At 64.4% G+C, this 24,818-nt stretch carries 22 protein-coding genes, 1 tRNA gene and 1 pseudogene; 13 read left to right on the plus strand and 11 right to left on the minus strand.

Going from position 1 to position 24,818, the window contains the following annotated elements; genetic code table 11:
* Nucleotides 1-55 precede the first annotated feature (55 nt).
* Nucleotides 56-265 (minus strand): hypothetical protein, encoded by a 210-nt coding sequence (locus BN423_RS09205; protein WP_019239963.1) that lies wholly within the window; start codon nt 263-265, stop codon nt 56-58.
* A 161-nt stretch (nt 266-426) separates the two neighbouring features.
* A complete protein-coding gene (gene clpB / locus BN423_RS09210; RefSeq protein WP_019239964.1) occupies nt 427-3,045 on the minus strand; it encodes an ATP-dependent chaperone ClpB in 2,619 nt (872 codons plus the stop codon).
* A 305-nt stretch (nt 3,046-3,350) separates the two neighbouring features.
* Between clpB and BN423_RS09215 the strand changes: the two genes are divergently transcribed.
* Together BN423_RS09215 and BN423_RS09220 are read left to right on the plus strand one after the other, a co-directional pair.
* Nucleotides 3,351-4,190, plus strand: a complete 840-nt coding sequence (locus BN423_RS09215; protein ID WP_019239965.1) for an alpha/beta hydrolase — start codon at nt 3,351-3,353, stop codon at nt 4,188-4,190.
* A gap of 167 nt (nt 4,191-4,357) precedes the next feature.
* Nucleotides 4,358-5,254: an alpha/beta hydrolase gene (locus tag BN423_RS09220; RefSeq protein WP_019239966.1), complete on the plus strand. Its 897-nt coding sequence runs from the start codon at nt 4,358-4,360 to the stop codon at nt 5,252-5,254.
* A 465-nt stretch (nt 5,255-5,719) separates the two neighbouring features.
* On the opposite strand, the gene BN423_RS09225 is transcribed toward BN423_RS09220, so the two are convergent.
* The 5 genes from BN423_RS09225 to glmS form a co-directional block, all read right to left on the minus strand.
* Nucleotides 5,720-7,675 (minus strand): ABC transporter ATP-binding protein, encoded by a 1,956-nt coding sequence (locus BN423_RS09225; RefSeq protein WP_019239967.1) that lies wholly within the window; start codon nt 7,673-7,675, stop codon nt 5,720-5,722.
* A 2-nt stretch (nt 7,676-7,677) separates the two neighbouring features.
* On the minus strand, nt 7,678-9,573 hold the full coding sequence (locus BN423_RS09230) for an ABC transporter ATP-binding protein (RefSeq protein WP_019239968.1): 1,896 nt from the start codon (nt 9,571-9,573) through the stop codon (nt 7,678-7,680).
* Between the two features lie 105 nt (nt 9,574-9,678).
* On the minus strand, nt 9,679-10,155 hold the full coding sequence (locus BN423_RS09240) for a MarR family winged helix-turn-helix transcriptional regulator (protein WP_232385556.1): 477 nt from the start codon (nt 10,153-10,155) through the stop codon (nt 9,679-9,681).
* A 357-nt stretch (nt 10,156-10,512) separates the two neighbouring features.
* On the minus strand, nt 10,513-10,818 hold the full coding sequence (locus BN423_RS09245; RefSeq protein WP_019239971.1) for a hypothetical protein: 306 nt from the start codon (nt 10,816-10,818) through the stop codon (nt 10,513-10,515).
* A 288-nt stretch (nt 10,819-11,106) separates the two neighbouring features.
* Nucleotides 11,107-12,966, minus strand: a complete 1,860-nt coding sequence (gene glmS, locus BN423_RS09250) for a glutamine--fructose-6-phosphate transaminase (isomerizing) (RefSeq protein ID WP_019239972.1) — start codon at nt 12,964-12,966, stop codon at nt 11,107-11,109.
* Between the two features lie 396 nt (nt 12,967-13,362).
* On the opposite strand from glmS, the gene BN423_RS09255 reads away from it, so the two are divergent.
* Nucleotides 13,363-13,439 (plus strand) — tRNA-Met (locus BN423_RS09255).
* A 1,035-nt stretch (nt 13,440-14,474) separates the two neighbouring features.
* On the opposite strand, the gene BN423_RS09260 is transcribed toward BN423_RS09255, so the two are convergent.
* Both BN423_RS09260 and BN423_RS09265 read right to left on the minus strand, forming a co-directional pair.
* Entirely contained in the window at nt 14,475-15,143 is a 669-nt protein-coding gene (locus tag BN423_RS09260) for a hypothetical protein (RefSeq protein WP_019239973.1), read from the minus strand.
* A 58-nt stretch (nt 15,144-15,201) separates the two neighbouring features.
* The gene (locus BN423_RS09265; RefSeq protein WP_019239974.1) at nt 15,202-15,555 is read right to left on the minus strand and encodes a hypothetical protein; all 354 of its coding nucleotides are present in this window, start codon (nt 15,553-15,555) and stop codon (nt 15,202-15,204) included.
* A gap of 304 nt (nt 15,556-15,859) precedes the next feature.
* Between BN423_RS09265 and BN423_RS09270 the strand changes: the two genes are divergently transcribed.
* From BN423_RS09270 to BN423_RS09300, 7 genes are all read left to right on the plus strand, one after another.
* Nucleotides 15,860-16,204 carry a single-stranded DNA-binding protein gene (locus BN423_RS09270; RefSeq protein ID WP_019239975.1) on the plus strand — a complete coding sequence of 115 codons (345 nt, stop codon included), beginning with the start codon at nt 15,860-15,862 and terminating at the stop codon, nt 16,202-16,204.
* Between the two features lie 142 nt (nt 16,205-16,346).
* Complete coding sequence (locus BN423_RS09275) at nt 16,347-16,673, plus strand: hypothetical protein (protein ID WP_019239976.1); 327 nt, start codon at nt 16,347-16,349, stop codon at nt 16,671-16,673.
* Between the two features lie 2 nt (nt 16,674-16,675).
* Nucleotides 16,676-17,155, plus strand: coding sequence for a DUF7659 family protein (locus tag BN423_RS09280; RefSeq protein ID WP_019239977.1), 480 nt, complete (start codon nt 16,676-16,678; stop codon nt 17,153-17,155).
* 2 nt (nt 17,156-17,157) lie between these two features.
* Complete coding sequence (locus BN423_RS09285) at nt 17,158-17,487, plus strand: hypothetical protein (protein ID WP_232385557.1); 330 nt, start codon at nt 17,158-17,160, stop codon at nt 17,485-17,487.
* Nucleotides 17,487-17,903, plus strand: coding sequence for a hypothetical protein (locus BN423_RS09290; RefSeq protein WP_019239979.1), 417 nt, complete (start codon nt 17,487-17,489; stop codon nt 17,901-17,903). Before BN423_RS09285 ends, BN423_RS09290 begins: the two co-directional genes overlap by 1 nt.
* Nucleotides 17,904-18,087: 184 nt before the next feature.
* Nucleotides 18,088-18,429, plus strand: coding sequence for a hypothetical protein (locus BN423_RS09295; protein WP_019239980.1), 342 nt, complete (start codon nt 18,088-18,090; stop codon nt 18,427-18,429).
* Complete coding sequence (locus BN423_RS09300) at nt 18,429-18,659, plus strand: hypothetical protein (protein WP_019239981.1); 231 nt, start codon at nt 18,429-18,431, stop codon at nt 18,657-18,659. The genes BN423_RS09295 and BN423_RS09300 overlap by 1 nt, the downstream gene beginning before the upstream one ends.
* On the opposite strand, the gene BN423_RS09305 is transcribed toward BN423_RS09300, so the two are convergent.
* A complete protein-coding gene (locus tag BN423_RS09305) occupies nt 18,656-18,895 on the minus strand; it encodes a helix-turn-helix domain-containing protein (RefSeq protein ID WP_232385558.1) in 240 nt (79 codons plus the stop codon). The two genes, BN423_RS09300 and BN423_RS09305, sit on opposite strands and share 4 nt — an antisense overlap.
* A gap of 16 nt (nt 18,896-18,911) precedes the next feature.
* Nucleotides 18,912-19,127, minus strand: coding sequence for a helix-turn-helix domain-containing protein (locus BN423_RS09310; protein WP_019127496.1), 216 nt, complete (start codon nt 19,125-19,127; stop codon nt 18,912-18,914).
* A gap of 112 nt (nt 19,128-19,239) precedes the next feature.
* Between BN423_RS09310 and BN423_RS09315 the strand changes: the two genes are divergently transcribed.
* The 3 genes and pseudogenes from BN423_RS09315 (at nt 19,240) to BN423_RS09325 (ending at nt 24,702) form a co-directional block, all read left to right on the plus strand.
* Complete coding sequence (locus BN423_RS09315; protein ID WP_019239983.1) at nt 19,240-21,525, plus strand: coiled-coil domain-containing protein; 2,286 nt, start codon at nt 19,240-19,242, stop codon at nt 21,523-21,525.
* 645 nt (nt 21,526-22,170) lie between these two features.
* A pseudogene (gene tet(W), locus BN423_RS10885) lies at nt 22,171-24,090 on the plus strand (tetracycline resistance ribosomal protection protein Tet(W)).
* Nucleotides 24,091-24,204: 114 nt separating this feature from the next.
* A complete protein-coding gene (locus tag BN423_RS09325) occupies nt 24,205-24,702 on the plus strand; it encodes an LPXTG cell wall anchor domain-containing protein (protein WP_020424317.1) in 498 nt (165 codons plus the stop codon).
* Nucleotides 24,703-24,818: the final 116 nt, after the last annotated feature.

Below are 24,818 nucleotides of genomic sequence, written 5' to 3' on the forward strand. Positions count from 1 at the left end.
TCGTTTGGGTTAGCGGGCCGCCGAAAACGTCCGCCGCAGCGGCTCCCGCAACCGATCAATCCCACGGATCGCGCTCGAACAGCGGCTCCGGCTCGGGACGGCGGTCGGAATAGGGGTCGTAGCCGTCATCGTCCTCGTTCTCCGCGCGGATGAAGGGGTCGCGCGGGGCGGGAGCGGCGGCGCCTGGCCGCGCGTTCGAAGATTCCCGCACGTGATTCGGGGTGCCCGCATCCTCGCGCGTATCCAGCTGCTTCTGCGCAGACATAGAGCCTCCTCGCTGCAATCGCCTCATAACCAGCTCTAGGGTAGCGCATCCCGCGGAAACGCGACGGGGCGGCCCGGCTTCCTGCCAGACCGCCCCGCGGTATCAATCGTTCCCGTGCGCACCGATCCCCGCGCACGCTGCACGCACGAACCCTGGGCGCCCTACTCCTCGGGCACCTCGTAGTCCGGCTGCGGCTCGGAGGTCGAGACGAAGAACGTGCCGTCCATGTCCACGTCGACCGTCACCTCGTCGCCCTCGCGCACGCGGCCGTCGATGATGGCGCGCGCGACGCAGTCCACGACCTCGTTCTGGATAAGGCGCTTGAGCGGACGCGCGCCGTACACCGGATCGAGGCCGCCCACCGCGAGCATCTGCTTGGCCGCGGGCGTGATCTCGAGCGTGATGCGCTGCTTGGCGAGGCGCTCGCGCACGTGCGCCAGCTGGATGTCCACGATCTGCTCGATCTGCTCCATGCCGAGCGGGTGGAAGACCACGATGTCGTCGATACGGTTCAGGAACTCCGGCCGGAACGTCTGGCGCATGGCCTCGCTCACGGCCTCCTTGAGCTTCTCCTCGTCCTTGCCGGCGTACTCGGCGATGGCCTGGCTGCCCACGTTCGACGTCATGATGATGATCGTGTTCTTGAAGCTCACCTGGCGACCCTGGCCGTCCGTGAGGCGCCCGTCATCGAGCACCTGCAGCAGCACGTTGAACACATCCGGGTGCGCCTTCTCCATCTCGTCGAGCAGGATGACGCAGTACGGGTGCCGACGCACGGCCTCGGTGAGCTGGCCGCCCTCGTCGTAGCCCACATATCCCGGAGGCGCGCCGATGAGCCGCTGGACGCTGAACTTCTCCATGTACTCGGACATGTCGATGCGCACGAGCGCGCGCTCGTCGTCGAACAGGCACTCGGCGAGCGCCTTGGCCAGCTCGGTCTTGCCCACGCCCGTGGGGCCCAGGAAGAAGAAGCTACCGATGGGCTGGTCCGGGTCGGAGAGGCCCGCCCTGCTGCGGCGCACGGCGGCCGCGACGGCGCGCACGGCCTCGTCCTGGCCGATGACGCGCTTGTGCAGCTCGTCCTCAAGGCCCTGCAGCTTCTCGAGCTCGCCCTGCATCATCTTCGACACGGGCACGCCCGTCCACGCGCTCACGACCTCGGCGATCTCGTCGGAGGTCACCTGCTCGTTCAGGCCGCCGCCCTTGTCCTTCTGCGCCTCGACCTCCTCCTCGGCGGCCGACATCTCGCGCTCGAGGCCGGGGATCACCGAGTAGCGCAGCTCGCTCGCGCGGGCGAGGTCGCCGTTGCGCGTGGCGCGCTCCTCCTCGCTGCGGGCCTCGTCCAGCTCGCCCTTGAGCTCCTGCACGCGGTCGATGGCGTTCTTCTGGTTGAGCCAGCCGGCCTTCTGCACGTCGAGGCGCTCCTGGACGTCGGCCATCTCCTGGCGCAGCGCTTCCAGGCGCTCGCGGCTCGCGTCGTCGGACTCCTTCATGAGCGCCTGCTCCTCGATCTGCATCTGCGTGAGCTGGCGCTCGGTGGCGTCGATCTCGGCCGGCATGGAGTCGAGCTCCATGCGCAGGCGGCTGGCCGCCTCGTCCACGAGGTCGATGGCCTTGTCGGGCAGGAAGCGGTCGGAGATGTAGCGGTCGGAGAGGTCCGCGGCCGCCACGAGCGCGCCGTCGGTGATGTGCACGCCGTGGTAGATCTCGTACTTCTCCTTGAGGCCGCGCAGGATGGAGATGGTGTCCTCCACGCTGGGCTCGCCCACCATGACCGTCTGGAAACGACGCGCGAGGGCGGCGTCCTTCTCGATGTACTTGCGATACTCGTCGAGGGTCGTCGCGCCGATGGCGTGCAGCTCGCCGCGGGCGAGCGCCGGCTTCAGGATGTTGCCGGCGTCCATGGAGCCCTCGGTGGCGCCCGCGCCCACGATGGTGTGCAGCTCGTCGATGAACAGGATCACGCGGCCCTCGGACTTCTCGACCTCCTTGAGCACGGCCTTCAAGCGGTCCTCGAACTCGCCGCGGTACTTGGCGCCGGCGACGAGCGCGCTCATGTCGAGCTCGATGAGGTCCTTGTCGCGCAGGGTGCTCGGGACGTCGCCCGCCACGATGCGCTGGGCGATGCCCTCCACGATGGCGGTCTTGCCCACGCCCGGCTCGCCGATGAGCACGGGGTTGTTCTTGGTGCGGCGGCTGAGCACCTGGATGGTGCGGCGGATCTCGTCAGAGCGGCCGATCACCGGGTCGAGCTTGCCGGCGCGCGCGAGGTCGCACACGTTGCGGCCGTACTGCTCGAGCGCCTCGAACTGCATCTTGTCGTCTTCCGAGGTCACACGGCTGTCGCCGCGGAGCTCCTGGTAGACCTCCTCCACGCGCTCGCGCGTGACGCCGGCGTCGTTGAGCAGGCGGCCGGCCTCGCCCTTGTCCTCGGCGAGGGCCATGAGCAGGTGCTCGGTCACCACGAAGTTGTCCTCCATCTTCGCGGCGAGCTTCTCGGCGCGGTCGAGCACGCGGACGAGGTCGTTCGAGAGCCCCATCTGCGTCACACCGCTCGTCACCTTGGGCGCGCGGTCGATGACCTCCTGCGCGGCGCGCGCGAGCTGCGCCGGATCCGCGCCGATGCGCTCGACGATCACCGAGATGTTGCGCTCGCCTGCCCCGAGCAGCGCCGCGAGCAGGTGCACGGGCTCAACGGCACCGGCCTGGGCATCGCTCGCGATGCCGATGGCGGTCTGCAGCGCCTCCTTCGAGGTCATTGCCAGCTTGTCGATTCTCATAGGGAATCCCCTCTCTCGCCCCGCGACGCCCGCCGCGGGCGCGGGCATCGCAGGGATGGATGCCCGCCCACCGGGGCGGTCTCGCGAGACGTGCTATTGCCGCTCTACGGAGCGGCGTATCTCCTATCGAGCCTATTGTTTCCGCAGGATGGCTTCTCTATACACAAATCTAAGTCTCTCTATATAAGATTTTCTAAGTGATAATGGTATAGATGATACCCTTATGCCGGGTGCTGGGTTTTCCCTGCTCAGGCGTGGCGATGTATACTTGATGGATGCGGCAACGCGAACCATAAGGAGGCTGTATGGCCCGACTGAGCGTCGATTACTATTCGCCGTCCCTCATGCGCACCACCACGCTCGACGTGATCCTGCCCATCGACGACCACGGGGCCGCGCTCGCGCTCGACACCCTGCGTCGCAACGACCCCGCGGCTTGGGAGCGCACGCCCTACCTGCCGGAGCAGCCGCCGTTCAAGACGCTGTTCCTGCTCCACGGCATGTCGGGCAACCACCGCGACTTCATCTCGGAGACGCGCATCCGCACCTGGGCGGAGCAGCGTGGGCTCGCCGTGGTCATGCCGTCGGGGTACAACGCGTTCTACCTCGACCATCCGGACGCGCACAACTACTACGGCCGGTTCGTGGGCGAGGAGCTCGTCGAGGTCGCGCGGCGCATGTTCCCGCTCTCGCGGCGGCGCGAGGACACCTTCATCGGCGGCATCTCCATGGGCGCCTACGGGGCGCTGCGCAACGGGTTCAAGTACGCCGAGAACTTCGGCTGCATCATCGCGCTCTCCTCGGCCATGCTCGTCGGCGACTTCAACAGCGTGGTGTCCGACGACCTCTTCTTCCTGAGCCGCCCGTTCCTCGAGTCGGTCTTCGGCGACCTCAACGCGGTGGTGGACAGCGACAAGGACCCGCGCCGGCTGGCGGCCGACGTGGTGTACTGCGACCGCCCGCGGCCGCGCGTGTTCATGGCGTGGGGGTCGAGCGACCCGCTCGCCGCGCCCAACCGGGAGCTCGCTACCCGTCTTAGAGACACGGGGATCGACGTCGAGGCGCACGAGATGCCCGGCGGCCACGACTGGGATTTCTGGAACGTCGCCCTGCCGCAGGCGCTCGACTGGCTCCCACTCGGGTAAGAATGGATTGATGGGTTGGTTGGGGACGTGTTCCATCCAACCCATTGGGCTCATTCGATCTCGCAGGTTCCGTCGATTTCTTAACAAGGGGTTGGATGGAACACGTCCCCAACCAACCCATCCCCAACCCGCCCTAGTCCCGTCCGCCCCGATCGAAGGAGGAACCCATGGCTCTGCTCCGCGCCGATTTCTACTCGAACTACCTCAAGCGCAACGTCATGCTCACCGCCGTGATTCCCGTCGACAAGATGGACGGCGACAAGCGCGCGAAGGGCAGGCGCGGCCCGTACCGCACCGTCTACCTGCTGCACGGTCTCTTCGGCCGCGACGTCGACTGGATCGACAAGACCCACGTGGTCGAGACGGCGGAGGCGCGCGACATCGCGCTCATCATGCCCTCCGGCGCCGACGGCCTCTACCTCAACAAGCCCGAGATCAACGAGTGGCACGGCAAGTTCATCAGCGAGGAGCTCATCGAGGTCACGCGGCACCTGTTCCCGCTCTCGCGCAAGCGCGAGGACACCGCGCTCGCCGGCATCTCCATCGGCGCGTACACCGCCGTGATCAACGGCCTGCTGCGCCCGGACCGCTTCGGCAGCATCATCGCACTCTCCGGCACGTTCATGCGCGACCGCATCCTCGAGGCCGTCGACTCGCATTCACCCCGCAAGCGCCGCTACTACGAGCGGTTCTTCGGCGACCTCGACACGGTGATCGGGTCGGAGAAGGACTACGAGGCCCTCGCCGAGCGCTTCCGCGACAACCCCGACCTGCAGAAGCCGCGCTTCTACATCGCGTGCGGCGAGAGCGACAACCTCTGCCAGAGCAACCGCGACTTCGCAGGGCTCCTGCGCGCCAACGGCTTCGACGTGACCTATTGGGAGCCCGAGATCGGCGGGCACGAGTGGCCGTTCTGGAACGCCTGGATCGACTGCGCGCTCGACTGGTTCGCGCCGGGCGAGATGAAGCCCACCACGGCGGGCGGTGACTACACCGCGCTCACGAGCCTGCGCGAGCCGGACAAGCCGATTCCCATGACCGGCGAGAACCCGGACACGCTGTAGCCGGGGCCTCACGCGCCGGCGAGGCGGGGCGCTTGGCAGCGGGGCGGGTGTCGTTCCCGTTGGCAAGCGTCCTGTTTGCTGTGCAGCGGGCTGCGTCGGGCACGTCGGCCGCGTTTTTTCTTCACGGCGCGCTTTTTTTGGCGAGTTTTTTCAGATATGCACGATGTACGCGTGTCCGAGCAGCCGTTTGGGCACGGGCGCGATGGGTCGCGACAGCAAAACCCCAGGATTGCGGGAACTGCCCATCCCGAACCGGCGCGCCGCGGGGCGTCTGGGCGCGCCCGGAGGTCGCTCCATCGTGCATATCTGAAATTTCTCGCCAAAAAATCGAACCGGGCCATGAAAAACGGGCTCGCCCAGGGAACGAACCCGTTCGATTCCGCCAATCGCGCCGGGAGCGGCGGCGCGCAGCCCGCGCGGCGGCCGCGCCGGGCGCCCCTCGCTGGGCACCCCGCGCTGCGCACCTTACGCGAACTGCGAGTTGTAGAGCTCCGCGTAGGCGCCGCCCGCGGCGAGCAGCTCCTCGTGCGTGCCCTGCTCGATGATCGTGCCGTGGTCCATGACCAGGATAAGATCGGAGTCCACGATGGTCGAGAGCCGGTGCGCGATCACGAAGCTCGTGCGCCCGCTCGTGAGCGCCTCCATCGCCGCGACGATCGCTCGCTCCGTGCGCGTGTCCACGCTCGACGTCGCCTCGTCCAGGATGAGAATCGACGGGTTCGCGAGCAGCACGCGCGCGATGGTGAGCAGCTGCCGCTGGCCCTGGCTGATGTTCTCCGCGTCGTTCGCGAGCTCCGTGTCGTAGTCGTGAGGCATCGTGCGCACGAAGAAGTCCACCTGCGCGGTCTTCGCCGCCTGGATGATCTCGTCGCGCGTCGCGCCGTCGCAGCCGTACGCGATGTTCTCGGCGATGGTGCCCTCGCGCAGCCAGGCGTCCTGCAGCACCATGCCGAAATTGCGCCGCAGGTCCGCGCGCGTCATGGCGTGCGTGTCCACGCCGTCGAGCGTGATGCGGCCGCCGTCGATCTCGTAGAAGCGCATGAGCAGGTTGATGAGCGTCGTCTTGCCGGCGCCCGTCGCGCCCACGATGGCCACCTTCTGGCCGGGCTCGGCCACGAAGCTCACGTCGCGCATGAGCGGGCGGTCGGGGTCGTAGCCGAAGCGCACGTGCTCGAAGGCCACGCGCCCGCGCACCGGCTGCGGCACGCGCGCCGGGTGGGCCGGGTCGGGCTCGATCTCCGGCTCGTCGAGGATGTCGAAGACGCGCTCCACGGCGGCGAGCGCGCTCTGCAGCTGGTTCATGGTGAGCGAGAACTGCGTGAGCGGCTCGGCGGCGGTGTTCACGTACTGGAAGAACGCCTGCAGCGTGCCGATGGTGAGGCGACCTGCGATGAGGAAGCCTGTGCCCAGCAGCGCGAGCGCGACCTGCGAGAACCGCACGAGGCAGCGCACCATGGGGCCGGCGACGTTCGTCATGAAGTCCGTGCGGCGCATAGCGTCGGCGAGCCGCTGCGTGGCCTCGCGGATGCGCGCGGCGCTCTCCTGCTCCTGGTTGAACGCGTGGATCACGATGCGCCCGGAGTACGCCTCCTCGACGTGTCCGGTGAGCACGCCCACCGCATGCTGCTGGCGCGCGGCCAGGACGAGCGTCCGCTTCGCCACGAGGCGCGTCATGAGCAGCGCCGCCACGGCGAAGGCCAGAAAGACCGCCGTGAGCACGACGTTGTAGCGCAGCATCATGATGATCGCGCCCACGACCGACCCCACCGCCATGAGCATGGAGAGCAGGCCGCGCTGCAGCACCTCGGACACCTTGTCGAGGTCGTTCGTCGCGCGGCTCATGATGTCGCCCGGCTTGTTGGCGTCGTAGAACCGCAGCGGCAGCACGTTGAGCTTCTGCGCGATGGCGCGGCGGAGCTTCAGGTTGAGGCGCTCGGCGAAGCTCGCCATCGTGAACGCCTGCAGCGTGTAGAACGCCCAGGCGACCGTCCAGATCCCCAGGAAGATGAGGCACTCGCGCCCGCCGGTGTCCCAGCCGATGCTGAACGCCTCACCCGCGGCGAAGGCGCGCTGGATGTTCGCCCACAGCAGGTCGATGAGGTGCGCGCTGTACGCCGGCGCGGCGATTTGCGCGATGGTGTAGCACACGATGCTCACGAGCACCACGGCGAAGCGCCAGTGCTCGCCCTTCGACACCGTCCACAGGCGGCGCACCACGCCGAACGCGTCGCGCGGCACCTCCGCGTCGGTGTCGGGGGCGCTGGGAGCATCGGGCGAGCCGGGGGCCCCGGCGGCACCGGCGCTCCCGGCGGCGTCAGCGCCCTTGGCGGCGTCGATCCCGTCGAGCTGGGCCTGCGCCCGCTCGATGAGCTCCATGGCCTCGACTTCCTCGAGGTTCTTGGTCTCGTTCTCGCGCGACATGGCTACTCACCTCCCTTCACGGCCGGGGCTTCCGCGGCCGGGGCGCCGCCTTCCGCAGACGTCGCGGCAGGCGCGTCGGTCGCCGTGGCCGCGGTGCCAGCCTCGGTCGCCACGTCCGCCACATCTGCCACGTCTACCTCGTCCGCCTCGAGCTCCACGTCCACGCCCAGCAGCTCCTCGAGCTCCTCCGCGCGCAGCTGGGAGCGGGCGATCTCCTGGTACGCCGCGCACGAGCGCATGAGCTCGCGGTGCGTGCCCAGCCCCTGGATGCAGCCGTCCTTGAGCGCGATGATCTGGTCGGCGGAGACGATCGTGTTGATGCGCTGCGCGATGATGAGCACCGCGGCGTGCGCCACCTCGGTCGCGAGCGCGTGGCGCAGCGCGGCGTCGGTCTTGAAGTCGAGCGCGCTGAACGAGTCGTCGAAGATGTAGAGGTCGGCGGGCTTCACCAGGGCGCGCGCGATGGAGAGGCGCTGCCGCTGGCCGCCGGAGAAGTTCGTGCCGCCCTGCGCGACGCGCGTCTCCAGGCCGTCGGGCAGCTCGCGCACGAAGCCGGACTGCGCCACGTCGAGCGCGTGCCACAGCTCCTCGTCCGTGGCGTCGGGCTTGCCGTAGCGCAGGTTCTCGGCAATCGTCCCGCTGAACAGCCATGCCTTCTGCGGCACGTACGAGATGCGCGTCCGCAGCGCCCGCTGCGTGAGGTCGCGCACGTCGGTGCCGCACACCTCGACCGCGCCGTCACTCACGTCGTGGAAGCGCAGCAGCAGCTTCGCGATGGTCGACTTACCCGACCCGGTGGGGCCGATGATCGCCGTCGTGGTGCCGCGGCGGCAGAAGAAGTTGATGTGGTGCAGCGTGTCCTCGCTCGCGTCCGCGAACCGGAACGACGCGTTGCCGAAGTGCGCGACGATGTCCTGCGCCGGCGCCAGCTCCGTGCCCGCGCCGTCCGCGATGCTCAGCGGGCACTCGATCACCTGTCGGCAGCGCTCGAGGCACACGAGGGCACGCGGCAGCGTGAGCGCGCAGATCTGCGCCATCATGAGGAAGAACAGGATGAGCATGGCGTATTCCACGCACGCGGAGATGGACGCGATCTGCATGGCGTGCGCGCCCACGCGGTTGCCGCCGAGCCAGATGACGGCGACCTCGGCGAGGTTCATGATGAAGAACGACGAGCAGTCGAACGTCGCGAAAAGCCAGTTCACCTTGATGGCGCTGTCCGCGTAGGCGGAGAAGGCCTCGTCGAGGCTCTCGCGCTCGGCCTCCTCCTTGCCGAAGGCGCGAATGACGCGCGCGCCCGTGATGCTCTCGCGCAGGCGCACGTTCATGCGGTCGATGAAGCGCTGCAGCTTCTGGAAGATGACGGCCGCCTTCTTCACTGTGACCACCGCGATGATCGCCACGACAAGGATGAAGCAGGCGAGCATCATGCCCATCTGCTCGTCGATGGACCACGCGAGCGCCACGCCGATCACCGCGGCGAACGGCACGGGCAGCATCATCTGGATGGTCATGGTGATGGCCTGCTGAATCACGTTCACATCGCCCAGCGTGCGCGTGATCATGGAACCGGTGCCGAACTGCTCGAAGTCGCCGCCGGAGAACCTGAGCGACGCCTCGTAGACCGCGTTGCGGATGTCGCGCCCCACCTTGGTGGCGAGGTCCGCGCAGAAGTAGTTCGACACGAACGCGCCCGCGCCCGAGAGCACGGCGGCCGTGAGCATGAAGAGCGCCTGCTCGATGATGTAGTCGAAATCGCGCGAGGAGACGCCGATGTTGATCATGTTCGCGAGGATCGTGGGCACGAGCAGCACGCCGAGCAGGTTCACGGCGAGCGCCGCGAGCACGGCGAACGCCTGCAGCTTGTAGGGTTTCAGAAAATGCAGGAGCATCCTCATGGAGCACCGTTCCTTGTTCTCGGTTCCCGCCTCGGGGCTGTTCCGAAGCGGGGGTCTTGAAGAGGGAGTCAGCCTGGGCTTCGAGCGGATCTTCGTGCGGCGCGGCTAGGTGTTCGGAGCGTTCGGCGCGCACGTGCTGATCTGCTCCTCGAGCGCGACGGCATAGCGTTGGACCAGGTGGATGAGGGTGCGGCGCTCTTCTTCGTCCAGCGTCTCGAACGCGCGGCGCTCAGCCTCGATGGCGGGCTCGATGCGCTCCTGGGACAGCGCGTGGCCCGCGTCCGTGAGCCGCGCGAGCTTGCTCTTGCGGCTGCCCTCCATGAACGCGAGCTCGACGAGGCCGTTCGCCTGCAGGCTCTTGAGCGCGGAGTTGACGGTCTGCTTGCTGTACGACCACGAGGTCGTGAACCGCGCGAGCGGCAGCTCGCCGCCTGCGAGCACGAGGTCGTAGAGCATCCAGTACGCGCAATCGGAGAGGCCGCAGCCGCGCGCGTACGCGTGGTAGAGCTTGTCGATCTCGTTGTAGAGCAGGTCGAGCTCGATCGGCGAGCTGCCCAGCCCGTCCGTCATGTCCCGTTCCATCGAAACCATCACCTCCGCGCGCCTTTAGGTTCGATTCCGCCGCCAGTTTAGTCCGATTTCGGATTATCGTCAACATCGAGGCGGCGTCATTTCCCAAATTGAGCGAAACGAGCGGTTTATAGGCACCCCCGGAAGTAGCACGGGGTCACGCGCCAACAAAAGCGCAGGTAGCCGGGTTGCCCGTTTGCCGGCTACTCGGCTACCCCCTTATTAAACGTTCGTTTCGCTCACTTTGGGAATTGAGGGCCCACTTGAACCGCTCCGCAGGCGCTCAGTGGACGCCAAACGTGCGCAAACAACGCGGCGGGCACCCCAAATGAGGCGCCCGCCGCGTGAGCACGTCATCGAACGCAGCCGCTAGAGCGACCAGCCCTCCTGGATGGACTCGTAGAACGTCGCATCGGGGAAGAGATCGTGGATGCTCTTGCCATCGTGCCACGGCAGCTCGATCAGTTCGGACATGGTCGGTACCAGCTCGGAGCAATCCGTAAAGCGACCCTTGTCGTTCAGCTGGGTGCAATCTTGCACACGCCAGTATCCATCGGTGTGGGTGATGTAGTATTGGCCATCATCCACGTCCATGAACGCACGCGTCTTCGAGCGCAGGTACCCCAGGAACCCTTCGAAGTCCGTCTCGAGCGCCTCCTCAGCCTTGAGTCCCATGATGTCCTCCCTTGCATCAGGCGCCCGTGAGCGCCGGCCAATAAGTCGTCTGGTTTTAGTAAACCCGTGATGCCGGCGAACCATTCGCTCAATTAGGTGGGCGGCGCGGAGCGCGGGGTGGGCGGAAATGACGCGCGCCTCGCGCGGACGCGTTTGCAGTTTCTCCACACAGAGCGCCCGGAACCGCAGCGGCCACGGACGCTCAGTGAACAAGTTTGTGGCTCCCCCGTAACGATGGCACGGCAGCCCGCGGCGGCGCGATACCCCGCGCGACAGCCCTCCCCGCGCTTACTCCACCGTCACGCTCTTGGCGAGGTTGCGCGGCTGGTCCACGTCGCACCCGCGCATGAGCGCCACCTCGCGCGCCAGAAGCTGCAGGGGCACCGTCGCCGTGATGGGCGAGAACGCGTCGCGCACCGGCGGGATGTAGATCACGTGGTCGGCGATCTGCTTGATGTCCTCGTCACCCTCCGTGGCCACCGCGATGATCTTCGCGCCGCGCGCCTCGCACTCCTTGAGGTTCGAGACGGTCTTGTCGTACACCGGGCTCTTCGTGGTCACCGCGATGACGGGGAAGCCGGGGTCGATGAGCGCGATGGGGCCGTGCTTCATCTCGCCCGCCGCGTAGGCCTCGGCGTGCAGGTAGCTGATCTCCTTGAGCTTGAGCGCGCCCTCGTAGCTGATCGCCGCGCCCATGCCACGTCCCACGAAGAGCGCCGAATGCGCGTCCTTGCACGCGAGCGCGGCCTCGTGGATGGCCTCCTGCTGCGTGTCGAAGATCCACTGGATCTGCTCGGCCGTGTCGCCGAGCTCGTGGAAGAGCAGCTTCACCTGGCGGGTGTTCATCTTGCCCTTCACCTGCGCGAGCAGCAGCGCCAGCAGCGTGAGCGACACCACCTGGCCGATGAAGCTCTTCGTCGAGGCGACCGCGATCTCCTTGTTCGCCTTCGTGTAGATGACGCCGTCGCTCTCGCGCGCCACGGGGCTGCCCACCACGTTCGTGATGCCGAACACCTTGGCGCCCTTGATGCGCGCATCGCGAATGGCGGCAAGAGTGTCGGCCGTCTCGCCGGACTGCGACACGGCGACGACGAGCGTCGTGGGCGTGATGATGGGGTTGCGGTAGCGGAACTCGCTCGCCGCCTCGACCTCGCAGGGGATGCGCGCCCAGGCCTCGATGAGGTTCTTGGCGATGAGTCCGGCGTGGTAGCTCGTGCCGCAGGCGATCACGTAGACGCGGTCGATGAGGTCGAGCTCCTCGTAGGTGAGGCCGAGCTCGTCGATGTCGAGCTCGCCGGTGCCCGTGAGGCGCCCCACGAGGGTGTCGCGCACCACGCGCGGCTGCTCGAGGATCTCCTTGATCATGAAGTCCGGGTGGCCGCCCTTCTCCGCCATGTCGATGTCCCAATCGATGTGCGTGATGGCGGGCTCGATGGGGGCGCCCTCGGCGTCGGTGTAGGTGACGCCCTCCGGCGTGAGGCGCGCGAACTGGCCGTCCTCGAGCACCACGACGTCGCGCGTGGCGTCGATGAGCGCGATGACGTCCGAGGCCACGTAGCAGCCGGTCGCGCCCTGGCCGATGACGATGGGACTGTCCTTGCGCGCGACGGCGATGACGCCGGGCTCGTCGGCGCAGATCGCGGCGATGCCGTAGGCGCCGATCACGTGCGTGCACGCCTCGCGCACGGCCGCGAGCAGGTCGTGCGAGCCAGGCTTGCCGTTGCCGCCCTCGTACGCCTCCTCGATGAGGTGGGCGAACACCTCGGTATCGGTGTCGCTCGTGAAGCGGTGACCGCGGCCCTCGAGCTCCTCGCGCAGCTCGGCGAAGTTCTCGATGATGCCGTTATGGACGATGGAGATGCAGCCGTCGCAGCTCGAGTGCGGGTGCGCGTTGGCCACGGAGGGGCGGCCGTGCGTCGCCCAGCGCGTGTGGCCGATGCCGCACGTCGAGTCGCAGTCGAGGTGCTCGAGCTCGGATTCGAGGCCGGAGACCTTGCCCACACGGCGGAAGACGTCGAGTCCCGCGCCGTCGCCCCGCTCGAGCGCGACGCCCGCGGAGTCGTACCCGCGGTACTCGAGGCGCTTGAGGCCCCCGATGAGGATGTCCTTCGCCTGCTCGCTTCCGGTATAACCAACGATTCCGCACATGGGCGTATCCTTTCGCGCAGTGTCCTGGGTCGGTCGCGCTCGCGGGTGCGCGAGGTGTCGGCGGCCGCATGGGCAAGAGTGTAACAAGCGGGGTGAGCCAGGCTGCCAGCAAACTGGTATCTACTTTATAACGCCAGAACTTGGGTGGGAGCGGGGGCGTGGGCAGCGCGCAGGGCGGAGGGCGGGGCGTAAGTGGTAGGGCGGGTGCATCGGCGCGCAGGGCGGGGCGAGGTCGGCGCGGAGCTGCTGGCGTGGGCAGGCCGGCGTTCGGACAGCCTCCCCATCGCCACATCGGCAACCTTTTGTGGAGACATCGTCACATTCGCGCGCTTTCGCCTTGCAATTCATCCGCGAAGGGCGTATTGTTTCTTCTTGCGCACAGGCGCATCCAGACATTGCGGGGTGGAGCAGTCTGGTAGCTCGCCGGGCTCATAACCCGGAGGTCGTAGGTTCAAATCCTGCCCCCGCGACCAAAAGTCCAGCTCGGAGCCTAAAAACTCCGAGCTTTTTTCTTCTATAATCAAAGTTGTATGTACGTTTGTATGTACATCAGGGGTATCAAACGCACGTTCGGTACCCCTGTTTTTCGCACACCCAGACCGAACGGTTCGGGCACACATGGTAGCGGCCTTACTCCTCGGCTTCGGCGTCGCGCGCGACATGTCCGCAGACTGGGCAGCCGCCGCCGTCTTCGCGTTCCGCGGCAGGTGGGTATTCAAGGTGTGTACCCGGGAGCGGGGCACCTTGACACACGCGCACGCGAGGGTGTGCTCGCACACCTGTGTACACCCTCCGGTACACCCTGCACACCCTGAGAGCGCCGTGTACACCCCGGGTGTGTTGGGTATTTTTGCAGGTAAAACACCGAAAAGAACGGTCGTGTACACCTTACACACCCTGCGGGCGAGTTTTTTACTACGACTTTCAAACACACGTAGAAGGATGTGCCGTGTACGCCCCGGTGTACACGGCACACACCCTGCATGCCTACGTGTACACCCTATATGTGTAGCTGCTTCCGCAGGTAAACAAGCACAAACAAGGTCTATGTACACCTTGCACACCCTGCGGGCGATTCTTTAATATAGGCGCTTCACCCCGCCAACCCCTAGAGACCACCAAGAAGAAGCGAATGCCCCCCTCGGGAACAAAAACTACCCTTTATATATCTCACAAGGTGTGTAAAGTGTACTTGAGAGCTGTTTTATATAGTTTTACCTGCGGAATTAGCCGTACACCTTTAGGTACACCCTATTTTTTGAAACATGCTTATAAACCATGTTAAAACCACTGTTTCCGCAGGTAGATAGCCTAAAACGTTTCCGTGTACACATTACACACCTTGAACACTGAAGTGTGCAGAGCAGGCCGGGCGCGCGGCCCTGGCTGCGCGGTGCGGCTTCGCTTTTTCTTCTGTGTGCCCGAAAGGGTGTGGGTCGCGACGAAAAAACGCCCGCCCCGACGTGTACCGGAAGCGGGCGCTCTTCATCAGCCTGTGGTCGCTAAAGCTACTTCTTCGCGTCCCACTTCATGTAATACTCCCGAATGAGCTCGGGATCTGACACGGTGCACCGCTGCCTGCGGCACTCTTTCCTGAGGAAGGGGTAGGTCTCCGCGATCTTCTGGTTCACCGCGTCGTGATAGAGGTTGTGCGCCTCGGAGCACCCGGTCTTGCCGGCCATGTCGTCCAACTCGACCTCGTAGCGCGTGAGCCTGTGCCGCACGAAGTTCACGGCCCAGCGCTGCAACGTGCGCGGGTCGGTGCAGAGGAACGACGTATCGCCGTAGTGACCGAGCACGAAGACCTCGTAATCGTGCTTGCTTTGACGCCCCGCCTCGAGAAGCTCCTTCTCCGTCCAGTCATCGTCAACCTCGATCTCGGGGATGATGGAGCGCACATGTTCGAGCAGGTTCTTCCGCTTCGTCTCGACGGCCTTCTTCGCAGCGGCCTGGCGCTTCTCGCGCATCGCGTTGCGCTTCGCGATGTGCGCCTTGAACACCTCTGTTTCCATAGCCTGCTCGACGTCGGCCTCCTTCCACAGGCTCATCGGAGGGCCGCTGACGTGATGCGGGTTGGGCCTCAGCACGGGCTCGGGCAGCAGCTCGTCGATGAGCTTATCGGAGAACCCGAGCTCCTTGACCTTCGACTTCGCGAGCATGGGCACGTAGTCCTTCATGGTGGCTCCTCTCGTATGTGGCACGGTTATAGCTCGTTTGTGCTGCTCAGCACGCTGCTTACTTCTTCCGGCGCTTCCACGCGCGCTCGTCGCGCTCGACCATGCGCTTGAACACGGCGGCCGAGGTGATGCCGTCGCGCTCCGCGATGTCGCGCATGACGGCCTCCTGCTCTATCAGCCTGCGGATGACAGCAGCCATGCGCACGCGATCCTCGCGCGCCCATGCCTTGACGCGCGCCTTGTCCTCGGGTGTGATGGACAACATGAACGGCACATATTCGCTCTGCGGCCCCTCGAGCTTCTGCTGGTCGTCCGCGCGGTTGTTCGTGACGATGAACGACTTGCCGACGCTGTCCTTCTGGTTGACGACCGACACGGTCGGCGCGTGCTTGCTGTTGGGGTGTTTGGTCATTTGGCGACCCCTTCCACGAGAGATCTCCCTGTTGTGTATCATTTTACCAAAAAGCCGGTCTACTATACAGTCACTATATAGTTTTCTATCGTTCTACTTAACATCGACTATATAGTGTGTACAAATACCGTAAAGGTTATAGAAATAGTTTGTTTGAGTTTTGCACACGGTACATAATCGCGACATTATACGTACATGGTTTGATCGTTCTTGTTCAACGCGCCCTCATTCAAGGCCCGCGACTATCGTCTCGAGCCACGGTTTCTTCTGCGTCAGGCCTCAATCCCAGCAGGAAGGAACCACTATGTCGATTAACACCGCCGCCATCTCCGGCAACCTCACTGCAAACGCCGAGCTCCGAGCCACCAAGTCAGGCACCCCGGTGCTCAGCGCCACCGTCGCCGTCAACGAGCGCGCCCGTCAGGAAGACGGCACCTACGCCGACCGCCCGAACTACATCGACCTCGTGCTCTTCGGACGCCGCGCGAACGCCCTCGCCCAGTACCTCATGAAGGGCACCTACGTCTCGGTGCAGGGACGTCTCCGTCAGTCCTCCTACGAGGATCGCCAAGGCGTGCGCCGCTCCAAGGTCGAGGTCGTCGTCGAGGAGCTCGACTGGCGCACCCGCACGGCCGAGCAGACGGCGTAACCGCAGCTCAGCGTCCCGCCCGACCATCGCACCCGCGAGCCGCACCCGGCTCGCGGGTTTCTTTTTCCGAGGCAGGCCCCGCACGTGCGCGCGGGGCCACGGGTGAACCCACGACCCGTGTCCCCGCCCGAAAGGAGCCCTCATGCCCGCCATCGTGACCTCGATCCAGATCGACGTGCCCGATACGCCGACCCTCACGCCCGTGCTCGACCGCTACGTCATGGGCGACCGACCTGCGGTGATGCTGTACGACCTCGCCGAGGAGGAGCTGTGGGACGACCTCACGGTCAACCTCGACGACGCCCTGCCCCAAGGCTGCGCGTTCGTGCCCTATGACCGGCGCGTTTACCTCGACGCCCTCGTCCAGCAGGGCTACGCGACCGTCATCGGGGACACGAGCTACGGCAACTTCGGTCAGCGCGCGTACATCGTGCAGCTCGCGCCCGTCCTCATCGCGAAGGAGGCCTAACCATGTCCGCGACCGTCACCGCATCCACGTACACGAAGCTCAAAGAGCGTTTCCAGCGCGAGTTCTCGGAGCTCGACACCATCTGGGCGTTCTCCAATAAGCAGCTCGAGGAGGGCATGCGACGCCTCGGCTGCACGCCCGACGACCTCGTGCGCTTCGCACCCGGCGGCTATATGCGCCGATCCGACGTGGGCGAGCTGAAAGACATGCTTAAGCGCCAAACTCAGGAGCTCACAGAACGCATGGCGACCTACGACTTCGCTTTCGCGGCGTTCCTCTACGAGATGGGCAACCACGAGTACCACATCAACGGTCAGGCCGACTGGGACGTGGTCTCGTGCTTCGGCACCGTCGAGTACGACGACGGGAAGGGCGGGCTGTCCTACCTGCGCGACCTCGGCTATCCGCAGGAGACGCTTCGCGCCTACGAGGACGCCCGCCGCGAGTACTTCCGGCAGTGCGACGAGAACGGATGGTGGTGAGCATGTCTGCGATAGGAGCCGACGTGATGCAGCAGATCCTCGCCGTGACGGACGAGCTGCGCTCCTGCGTGCGCGACCAGTTCGAGCCCTACGAGGGCGTCTACCGAATCAACGACTTCGGCGAGTACGTCTCCGAGGAAGACTGGCTGAACACCTGGGCGGCATATCCGCTCTGGTGGATGCATGCGTGGCTGCTCGCAGACAACGGTCAGCACACATCTGCGCAGGTGAGCGCCATGTCCGTCGAGCAGATCGAGGCCGCGTACGCCGACCCGGCGTTCGAACCGGAGTACGCCCACTACACGGAAACCGATGAGGAAGGACGACCCTGATGAACGATGAAACCACCAGTTCAGAGATTCGCACGCTGGACTTTTCCGGCTATGACTTCAGCTCGCAGCGATCCGAGCACGGCGTTCAGATCATGAACCGCGCGTACCTCATCGCGAAGCGCCGTTACGACCGGCACGGCGACCGAGATGACCTGCGGCTCGCCCTGCTCATGCGGTACTGGAGCGATGCCTACATCAACATTGAGGACTACGCCGCATCGTGGAACGCGACCTGCGTCGACGCCGACCTCGGCATTTCCCTGCCGACATGGACGAAGGCGAGCGTCGACCTGCGCGCGCTCTACGTCGCACACGAGCTCTGCGAGTGCGTCGAGCGCATGGTGCAGGCGCTCGAGAACGCCGAGGCGGGCGTGCACGACCGGATGCCCGCGGCGTGGGAGATATGCACGCTCTAGGCGATGGAGCCACCGCCCGTCATGTGCCGTCGACTTTGCGGCGGGCATCAACGATGTCATGCCCGGCACACGAAGGCTTCCCGAAGGCCGTTGACGCCCCGCGCCCTCCGGCGATCCGGCAATCAAGCCGGAAGCAAGCGCGCTTGCATCCGGCAAGGGCGGATTCGAGAGAAGGGAGCAGCGGATGGACGGAGCCATGGTGCCGATTGGCGAGGCCGCCCTCGAGGCGATCGAGGAGGTGAGCTCGGAGCTGCGCGGCAGGATACGCGAGCGCTTCCAGCCCTACGAGGGCGTCTACCGGCTGAACGACTGCGCCGATTATATGAGCGAGTCCGACTGGGACGAGGTCTGGTCGAGGTACCCCGCATGGTGGCCCAAGGCGTGGATGCTCGCCGGCAACGGCCAGTACGCCTGGGGCGAGGTGGCGCGCATGACGGTCGGCGAAATCGAGGAGGCGTACGACGACCCGGGCTTCTATCCCGAGTACGCATACTACACCGAGGCAGATGAGGAGGGGTTACTCTAATGGTCGACTCAAGCATCAGCGCGCAGGAACTTCAGCCGGGGAGGCCGAGCGGATACGGGTTGCTGGTGTCCGCCCTGCTCGACGAGCTCGCCGCCGTCTCGTCGCCAGACGACGGCGGCACCCGCGACGTCGCGTGGCTGCGCGGCTACGTGGCGGGGATAGCGAACGCGGCGAGCATCGCCATGGAGCTCGATGAGGCCGTTCGAGACGATGCCGGGGAGGAGGCCTAGAAGTCGAAGAGGTCGCGCGCGGGGGCGTCCAGCGCCTCCGCGATGCGGCAGATGAGGTCGAAGCTGGTGTTCACCGAGCCCCTCTCGATGTTCCACAGGTGCGACTGGCTCGTCCCGGCCATGAGTGCGAGCTCGCGCTGGGTGAGCCCGGCCTCCACGCGCAGGGCCCTGATCCTCCGGCCGAGGAGCCGTCTTCTCGTGCTGTTGTCCATGCGGTTGAGGTTAGGACTCGCCACGCGAAGGGTCAAGCAATTAAAAGTCGATGAGCTCGCGAACCTCGATGCCGAGGGCGTCGGCGAACTTGCAGAGCATGTCGAACCCGATGCCGACGCGCCCCGTCTCCACCTGCCAAAGGTAGGTGTGGGAGGTCCCCGCCATGTCCGCGAACTGGCGCATGGTGAGGCCCGCAGCGATTCGCCTCTTTTTGATGTTGTTTCCTAGCCGCTCTCGGCGCTCCGTCTTGTCCATTTCACGAGCGTAATTGCTTGTAATGCGACCTTGGTTTGTTATTATTAACCATGGTTCTTAATCGTTAACCACCTGAACACAATACGGGGGAGCCCGACGTCGAAGGAGTGCCATGAAGCGCAAGTACCAGCCCAAGCACATGAAAGAACGTGAGAAGATGAAGCTGCCAATCTTCAATGCAAAGCCCGTCATCACCGCCGGCCTCGTCGGCGCCATGGTCGCCCCGAGCGCACTCGCGCCCGCCGCGGCCATCGCCGCGGGCGCCACTGACGGCACCACCACCGCGTCCGACGAGATCCACCGCCTCATCGCCGAGACGAACTACTCCGAGGCAACCCAGCGCCTCATCGCCGCCGCCAACGGCGAGGTCGAGATGACCCTCGAGGAGGCCAAGGCGCTCCTCGCCGAGGTGCAGGCCGCGGCCGACGCCGCTGCCGCCGCCAACGCGGATGCGCAGACCGCCGAGACCAGCGCCGGCAACGCCGTTACCTCTGCTGAGAGCACCTACGACGCCGCCGACGCCGCCGCCATCGCCGAGCTCGAGACCCAGGCGCAGGCCCTCGTCGACCAGCTCACGGCCGCGCAGGAGGCTGCCGAGAAGGCGCAGGCCGACCGCGACGCCGCCCAGGGCGAGCTCGACGGCCTCACCGGCGACCTCGAGGACGCAGAGAAAAACGCCGCCGACAAGCAGACCGCCCTTGATAAAGCCAACGAGAAGCTCGAGGAGGCGCAGGCCGCCCTCGACGAGTTCCTGGACTCCTCGAACATCGACGAGCTCCAGGGTGACTACGAGGCGGCCAAGCAGGCCTACGACGACGCCCTCAAGACGCAGCAGGATGCTGAGAACGCCGTGGACGCCGCTGAGGCTGAGGTCGACCGCCTGAACGGCGAAATCGCCGACAAGACTGGCGAGAAGACGAGCCTCGAAGAGTCCCTGCCCGGCCTCAAGAGCGCCGTCGACGCGGCTAACGCCGAGCTCGAGGACGCCCGCGCCAACTACACCTCCGCCGTCGAGGCCATCAAGGGCGACATCCTCGCCACCGCCAAGGACAAGCTCGACGCTGCCGAGTCCGACCTCGCGACCAAGCAGGGCGCCATCGCCGGCCTCGAGCAGGCCGTGGCTGACGCCAACGCCCTTGTGACCTCCGCCCAGGGCGAGCTCGACGCTGCCAACGCCGCCCTTCCGGGCGCGCAGTCCGCAGCCGACACCGCCGCGGCCGCGCTCGCGTCCGCGCAGGCCACCTATGACAGCGCCAAAGCTGCCTATGATGCCGCATGCGCTGAGGCCGAGGACCCCTCCACGGTCGACCGCTCCGCGCTCGACGCAGCCGAGTCCGCACTCGCAAACGCGCAGGACCAGAACAACTCCGCGCAGGCCGCGCTCAGCGCCGCCAATGGCGCCGTCAGCGCCGCCCAGGGAAAGCTCGCTGACGCTGAGAACGCCGTCGGGACCGCCGAGGCCAACCTCGCCGCCGGACAGCAGGCCGTGATGGACGCTGAGGCCGCACTCGCGACCGAGCAGGCCGCCTACGACGACGCCGTCGCGAACGCGGGCGATGAGGCCAAGGCCGAGGCTGATGCGGCCATCGCCGACGCCGAGGCCGCCGTGACCGCCGCACAGGACGAACTCGATGCCGCCAACGCCCGCATCGAGGCCATCCCCGGCGAGATCGACGCGCTCGAGGACGAGCTTAGTGGCTACGAGGACGCCGTGACCGAGGCCAAGGCCGACCAGACCGAGGCGAATGAGGCCCTCACCGCCGCCAACGGCGAGCTCAAGGCCGCCGAGGACGCGCTCGCCGACCTCGGGGACGCCCAGATCGCATGGCAGGAAGAGCACGACCGCCTGAGCGGCGAGCTCACCGCCGCGCAGAGCGCTGAGGAGACCGCCCGTGGCGAGCTCGAGGCCGCACAGAAAACGGTCGACGGCCTCAACACCCAGATCGCCGAGGTGCAGAAGCAGATCGACGAGCTCCAGTCCCAGATCGACCAGGGCACCGAGCAGGCCGTCGACGACTTCGTCGACTTCCTCAAGTGGTATGACGGCAAGTTCGCAGGCTCCGGTGATATCACGAGCCCCGTATCGTACCTGAACGTCGCCTATCACATCCTCACCGGCACAGGTGGCCCGTTGTTTGAGTTCGACCTCGCGGATGGCTCGATGCTCTCCGACTACACCCATGTCGGAACTAAGGGCGACGCCACCGACCTCGACAATGTCAAGGCGTCGCTTGAGATCATCTCGCGCTGCAACGAGCTGCGCAAGCAGGCGGGCCTCGACCCCATCCAGGTGTCCATCAACCTCATGGCCATCTCGATGCTCCAGACCAACTGGTCCGCAACGCACCAAGGCCACGCCCAGAACAACATGACCGGCGACAATGCTCATGTACGGTAAAGAAGCAAGCAACCGAAAACAATAGATAGACCGCCAGCACTACACTATTCCGAACCAAAGACCAAAAGATAAGCATTTTGAGAAAATCTAAACTTTTGGATTTTCCTACAATGCCGACTACGGCGGAATCCCTCCCACTCCTTATATATTTCTTTCTGTATACATTGAATTTGTATTTAGTAAAATGCAGACAACACCACGGATCGGCTTTTGGCTGGACAATTCCAACCAAACACCGCAGCAGACAGTAGAAACCATTCTGAACGTTAGGAAGCCGGTATGATTGTTACATATAAGGGGAAGAAAAATTTCTTTTAGATACTTGTTTTCCTAAAACTGATGTGATATAATAATTCAATCCCAGAAAAGGAGTAAAAAATATGCGGCAAGGTATTCTTAAATAAAACTATAATCAAATAGTGGGAACAAAGGATTATGATAGTCCCTTTTGTAGGGGCTTAGTTTTTTGTACCCAATTTAAGAATACTTTTGCCTTATCAATTTTGACATATCCCCAAAAACAGCACTCACAAACAGGTGTATGCTGTATATGAGTATGTCCGCAAATTATCATCCCCAGTGGTAAAAGTATTTTACTGCTGGGGATTTTTATGCCCTTCGGGGCAGTAAAGGGAGGACAATCACATGAAAATAATCAATATTGGAATTCTTGCCCATGTAGACGCTGGAAAGACGACCTTGACGGAGAGCCTGCTATATGCCAGCGGAGCCATTTCAGAACCGGGGAGCGTCGAAAAAGGGACAACGAGGACGGACACCATGTTTTTGGAGCGGCAGCGTGGGATTACCATTCAAGCGGCAGTCACTTCCTTCCAGTGGCACAGATGTAAAGTCAACATTGTGGATACGCCCGGCCACATGGATTTTTTGGCGGAGGTGTACCGCTCTTTGGCTGTTTTAGATGGGGCCATCTTGGTGATCTCCGCTAAAGATGGCGTGCAGGCCCAGACCCGTATTCTGTTCCATGCCCTGCGGAAAATGAACATTCCCACCGTTATCTTTATCAACAAGATCGACCAGGCTGGCGTTGATTTGCAGAGCGTGGTTCAGTCTGTTCGGGATAAGCTCTCCGCCGATATTATCATCAAGCAGACGGTGTCGCTGTCCCCGGAAATAGTCCTGGAGGAAAATACCGACATAGAAGCATGGGATGCGGTCATCGAAAATAACGATAAATTATTGGAAAAGTAAATCGCAGGAGAACCAATCAGCCGGGAAAAACTTGTGCGGGAGGAACAGCGGCGGGTTCAAGACGCCTCCCTGTTCCCGGTCTATTATGGCAGCGCCAAAAAGGGCCTTGGCATTCAACCGTTGATGGATGCGGTGACAGGGCTGTTCCAACCGATTGGGGAACAGGGGAGCGCCGCCCTATGCGGCAGCGTTTTCAAGGTGGAGTATACAGATTGCGGCCAGCGGCGTGTCTATCTACGGCTATACAGCGGAACGCTGCGCCTGCGGGATACGGTGGCCCTGGCCGGGAGAGAAAAGCTGAAAATCACAGAGATGCGTATTCCATCCAAAGGGGAAATTGTTCGGACAGACACCGCTTATCCGGGTGAAATTGTTATCCTTCCCAGCGACAGCGTGAGGTTAAACGATGTATTAGGGGACCCAACCCGGCTCCCTCGTAAAAGGTGGCGTGAGGACCCCCTCCCCATGCTGCGGACGTCGATTGCGCCGAAAACGGCAGCGCAAAGAGAACGGCTGCTGGACGCTCTTACGCAACTTGCGGATACTGACCCGCTTTTGCGCTGCGAGGTGGATTCCATCACCCATGAGATCATTCTTTCTTTTTTGGGCCGGGTGCAGTTGGAGGTTGTTTCCGCTTTGCTGTCGGAAAAATACAAGCTTGAAACAGTGGTAAAGGAACCCACCGTCATTTATATGGAGCGGCCGCTCAAAGCAGCCAGCCACACCATCCATATCGAGGTGCCGCCCAACCCGTTTTGGGCATCCATCGGACTGTCTGTTACACCACTCCCGCTTGGCTCCGGTGTACAATACGAGAGCCGGGTTTCGCTGGGATACTTGAACCAGAGTTTTCAAAACGCTGTCAGGGATGGTATCCGTTACGGGCTGGAGCAGGGCTTGTTCGGCTGGAACGTAACGGACTGTAAGATTTGCTTTGAATACGGGCTTTATTACAGTCCGGTCAGCACGCCGGCGGACTTCCGCTCATTGGCCCCGATTGTATTGGAACAGGCATTGAAGGAATCAGGGACGCAACTGCTGGAACCTTATCTCTCCTTCACCCTCTATGCGCCCCGGGAATATCTTTCCAGGGCTTATCATGATGCACCGAAATACTGTGCCACCATCGAAACGGTCCAGGTAAAAAAGGATGAAGTTGTCTTTACTGGCGAGATTCCCGCCCGCTGTATACAGGCATACCGTACTGATCTGGCCTTTTACACCAACGGGCAGAGCGTATGCCTTACAGAACTGAAAGGGTATCAGGCCGCTGTCGGCAAGCCAGTCATCCAGCCCCGCCGTCCAAACAGCCGCCTGGACAAGGTGCGCTATATGTTTCAGAAGATAATGTAACGTCTTGCGCAATTCGAGCGCATCGAGAACGAGCAGGCCGCGCTCCAGCAGTCCATCAAGGAGCTCGAGGCGACCATCGCTGAGCAGACCGAGCTCGCTTCCGCCTGGAAGGCCGTGCTCGCCCAGCAGACGGCCGAGGACATCGTGGTAAACGGCCTCAAGGTCGCGACCGCGAGCCCCGCGGTCGCCCAGGCCGCAGCCGAGGCGCACAACGCCTATCAGGCGAAGAAGGACGCCCTCGACAAGGCCGCGGGCGAGCTCGACGCCGCCCGTGCCGCCTACGAGGAGGCCTCCGAGCGCGCCGGCGTGACCGAGCAGGAGCTCGCCGAGAAGCTCGCCGACCTCGCCATGGCACAGGACGCCTACGACCGCCTGGCCAAGCAGATGGGCTGGGACAAGCCCGCTGCCGATGGCGACCAGGGCACCGGCGTCGTGAACGACAACGACGGCAACGGCACCAAGCAGCAGGCCTCGATGGAGACCGCCGGGTCTAACGGGAAGTCCGACCTGCCGCAGACCGGCGACCCGGCTGCCGCCATGGCCGCGGGCATCGCGCTCGCGGGAGCGGCCGCCGTCGCGGGCGGCGCGCACTTCCGCCGCCGCCGCGAGTAGGGGCTCGCGGGAACGGCATGCACGGGGGCTCGGCCTGCGGGCCGGGCCCCTTTTTCCTGCAGAGACAGAAGGGAAGGGGATCGAATGGTCGGGATGAGGAGGGCCGCGGCGCTCGC

The sequence above is a fragment of the Enorma timonensis genome (assembly GCF_000321165.1).
GTDB lineage: Bacteria > Actinomycetota > Coriobacteriia > Coriobacteriales > Coriobacteriaceae > Enorma.

Bases quoted from the DNA above. Each gene is read 5' to 3' on its own strand.
- BN423_RS09265 (WP_019239974.1), bottom strand. From the start codon at position 15,555: ATGACCAAACACCCCAACAGCAAGCACGCGCCGACCGTGTCGGTCGTC.
- BN423_RS09275 (WP_019239976.1), top strand. From the start codon at position 16,347: ATGCCCGCCATCGTGACCTCGATCCAGATCGACGTGCCCGATACGCCG.
- BN423_RS09295 (WP_019239980.1), top strand. From the start codon at position 18,088: ATGGACGGAGCCATGGTGCCGATTGGCGAGGCCGCCCTCGAGGCGATC.
- BN423_RS09285 (WP_232385557.1), top strand. From the start codon at position 17,158: ATGTCTGCGATAGGAGCCGACGTGATGCAGCAGATCCTCGCCGTGACG.
- BN423_RS09315 (WP_019239983.1), top strand. From the start codon at position 19,240: ATGAAGCGCAAGTACCAGCCCAAGCACATGAAAGAACGTGAGAAGATG.
- BN423_RS09290 (WP_019239979.1), top strand. From the start codon at position 17,487: ATGAACGATGAAACCACCAGTTCAGAGATTCGCACGCTGGACTTTTCC.
- BN423_RS09225 (WP_019239967.1), bottom strand. From the start codon at position 7,675: ATGTCGCGCGAGAACGAGACCAAGAACCTCGAGGAAGTCGAGGCCATG.
- BN423_RS09300 (WP_019239981.1), top strand. From the start codon at position 18,429: ATGGTCGACTCAAGCATCAGCGCGCAGGAACTTCAGCCGGGGAGGCCG.
- BN423_RS09205 (WP_019239963.1), bottom strand. From the start codon at position 265: ATGTCTGCGCAGAAGCAGCTGGATACGCGCGAGGATGCGGGCACCCCG.
- BN423_RS09245 (WP_019239971.1), bottom strand. From the start codon at position 10,818: ATGGGACTCAAGGCTGAGGAGGCGCTCGAGACGGACTTCGAAGGGTTC.
- glmS (WP_019239972.1), bottom strand. From the start codon at position 12,966: ATGTGCGGAATCGTTGGTTATACCGGAAGCGAGCAGGCGAAGGACATC.
- BN423_RS09220 (WP_019239966.1), top strand. From the start codon at position 4,358: ATGGCTCTGCTCCGCGCCGATTTCTACTCGAACTACCTCAAGCGCAAC.
- BN423_RS09215 (WP_019239965.1), top strand. From the start codon at position 3,351: ATGGCCCGACTGAGCGTCGATTACTATTCGCCGTCCCTCATGCGCACC.
- BN423_RS09230 (WP_019239968.1), bottom strand. From the start codon at position 9,573: ATGAGGATGCTCCTGCATTTTCTGAAACCCTACAAGCTGCAGGCGTTC.
- BN423_RS09310 (WP_019127496.1), bottom strand. From the start codon at position 19,127: ATGGACAAGACGGAGCGCCGAGAGCGGCTAGGAAACAACATCAAAAAG.
- clpB (WP_019239964.1), bottom strand. From the start codon at position 3,045: ATGAGAATCGACAAGCTGGCAATGACCTCGAAGGAGGCGCTGCAGACC.
- BN423_RS09260 (WP_019239973.1), bottom strand. From the start codon at position 15,143: ATGAAGGACTACGTGCCCATGCTCGCGAAGTCGAAGGTCAAGGAGCTC.
- BN423_RS09270 (WP_019239975.1), top strand. From the start codon at position 15,860: ATGTCGATTAACACCGCCGCCATCTCCGGCAACCTCACTGCAAACGCC.
- BN423_RS09280 (WP_019239977.1), top strand. From the start codon at position 16,676: ATGTCCGCGACCGTCACCGCATCCACGTACACGAAGCTCAAAGAGCGT.
- BN423_RS09240 (WP_232385556.1), bottom strand. From the start codon at position 10,155: ATGGAACGGGACATGACGGACGGGCTGGGCAGCTCGCCGATCGAGCTC.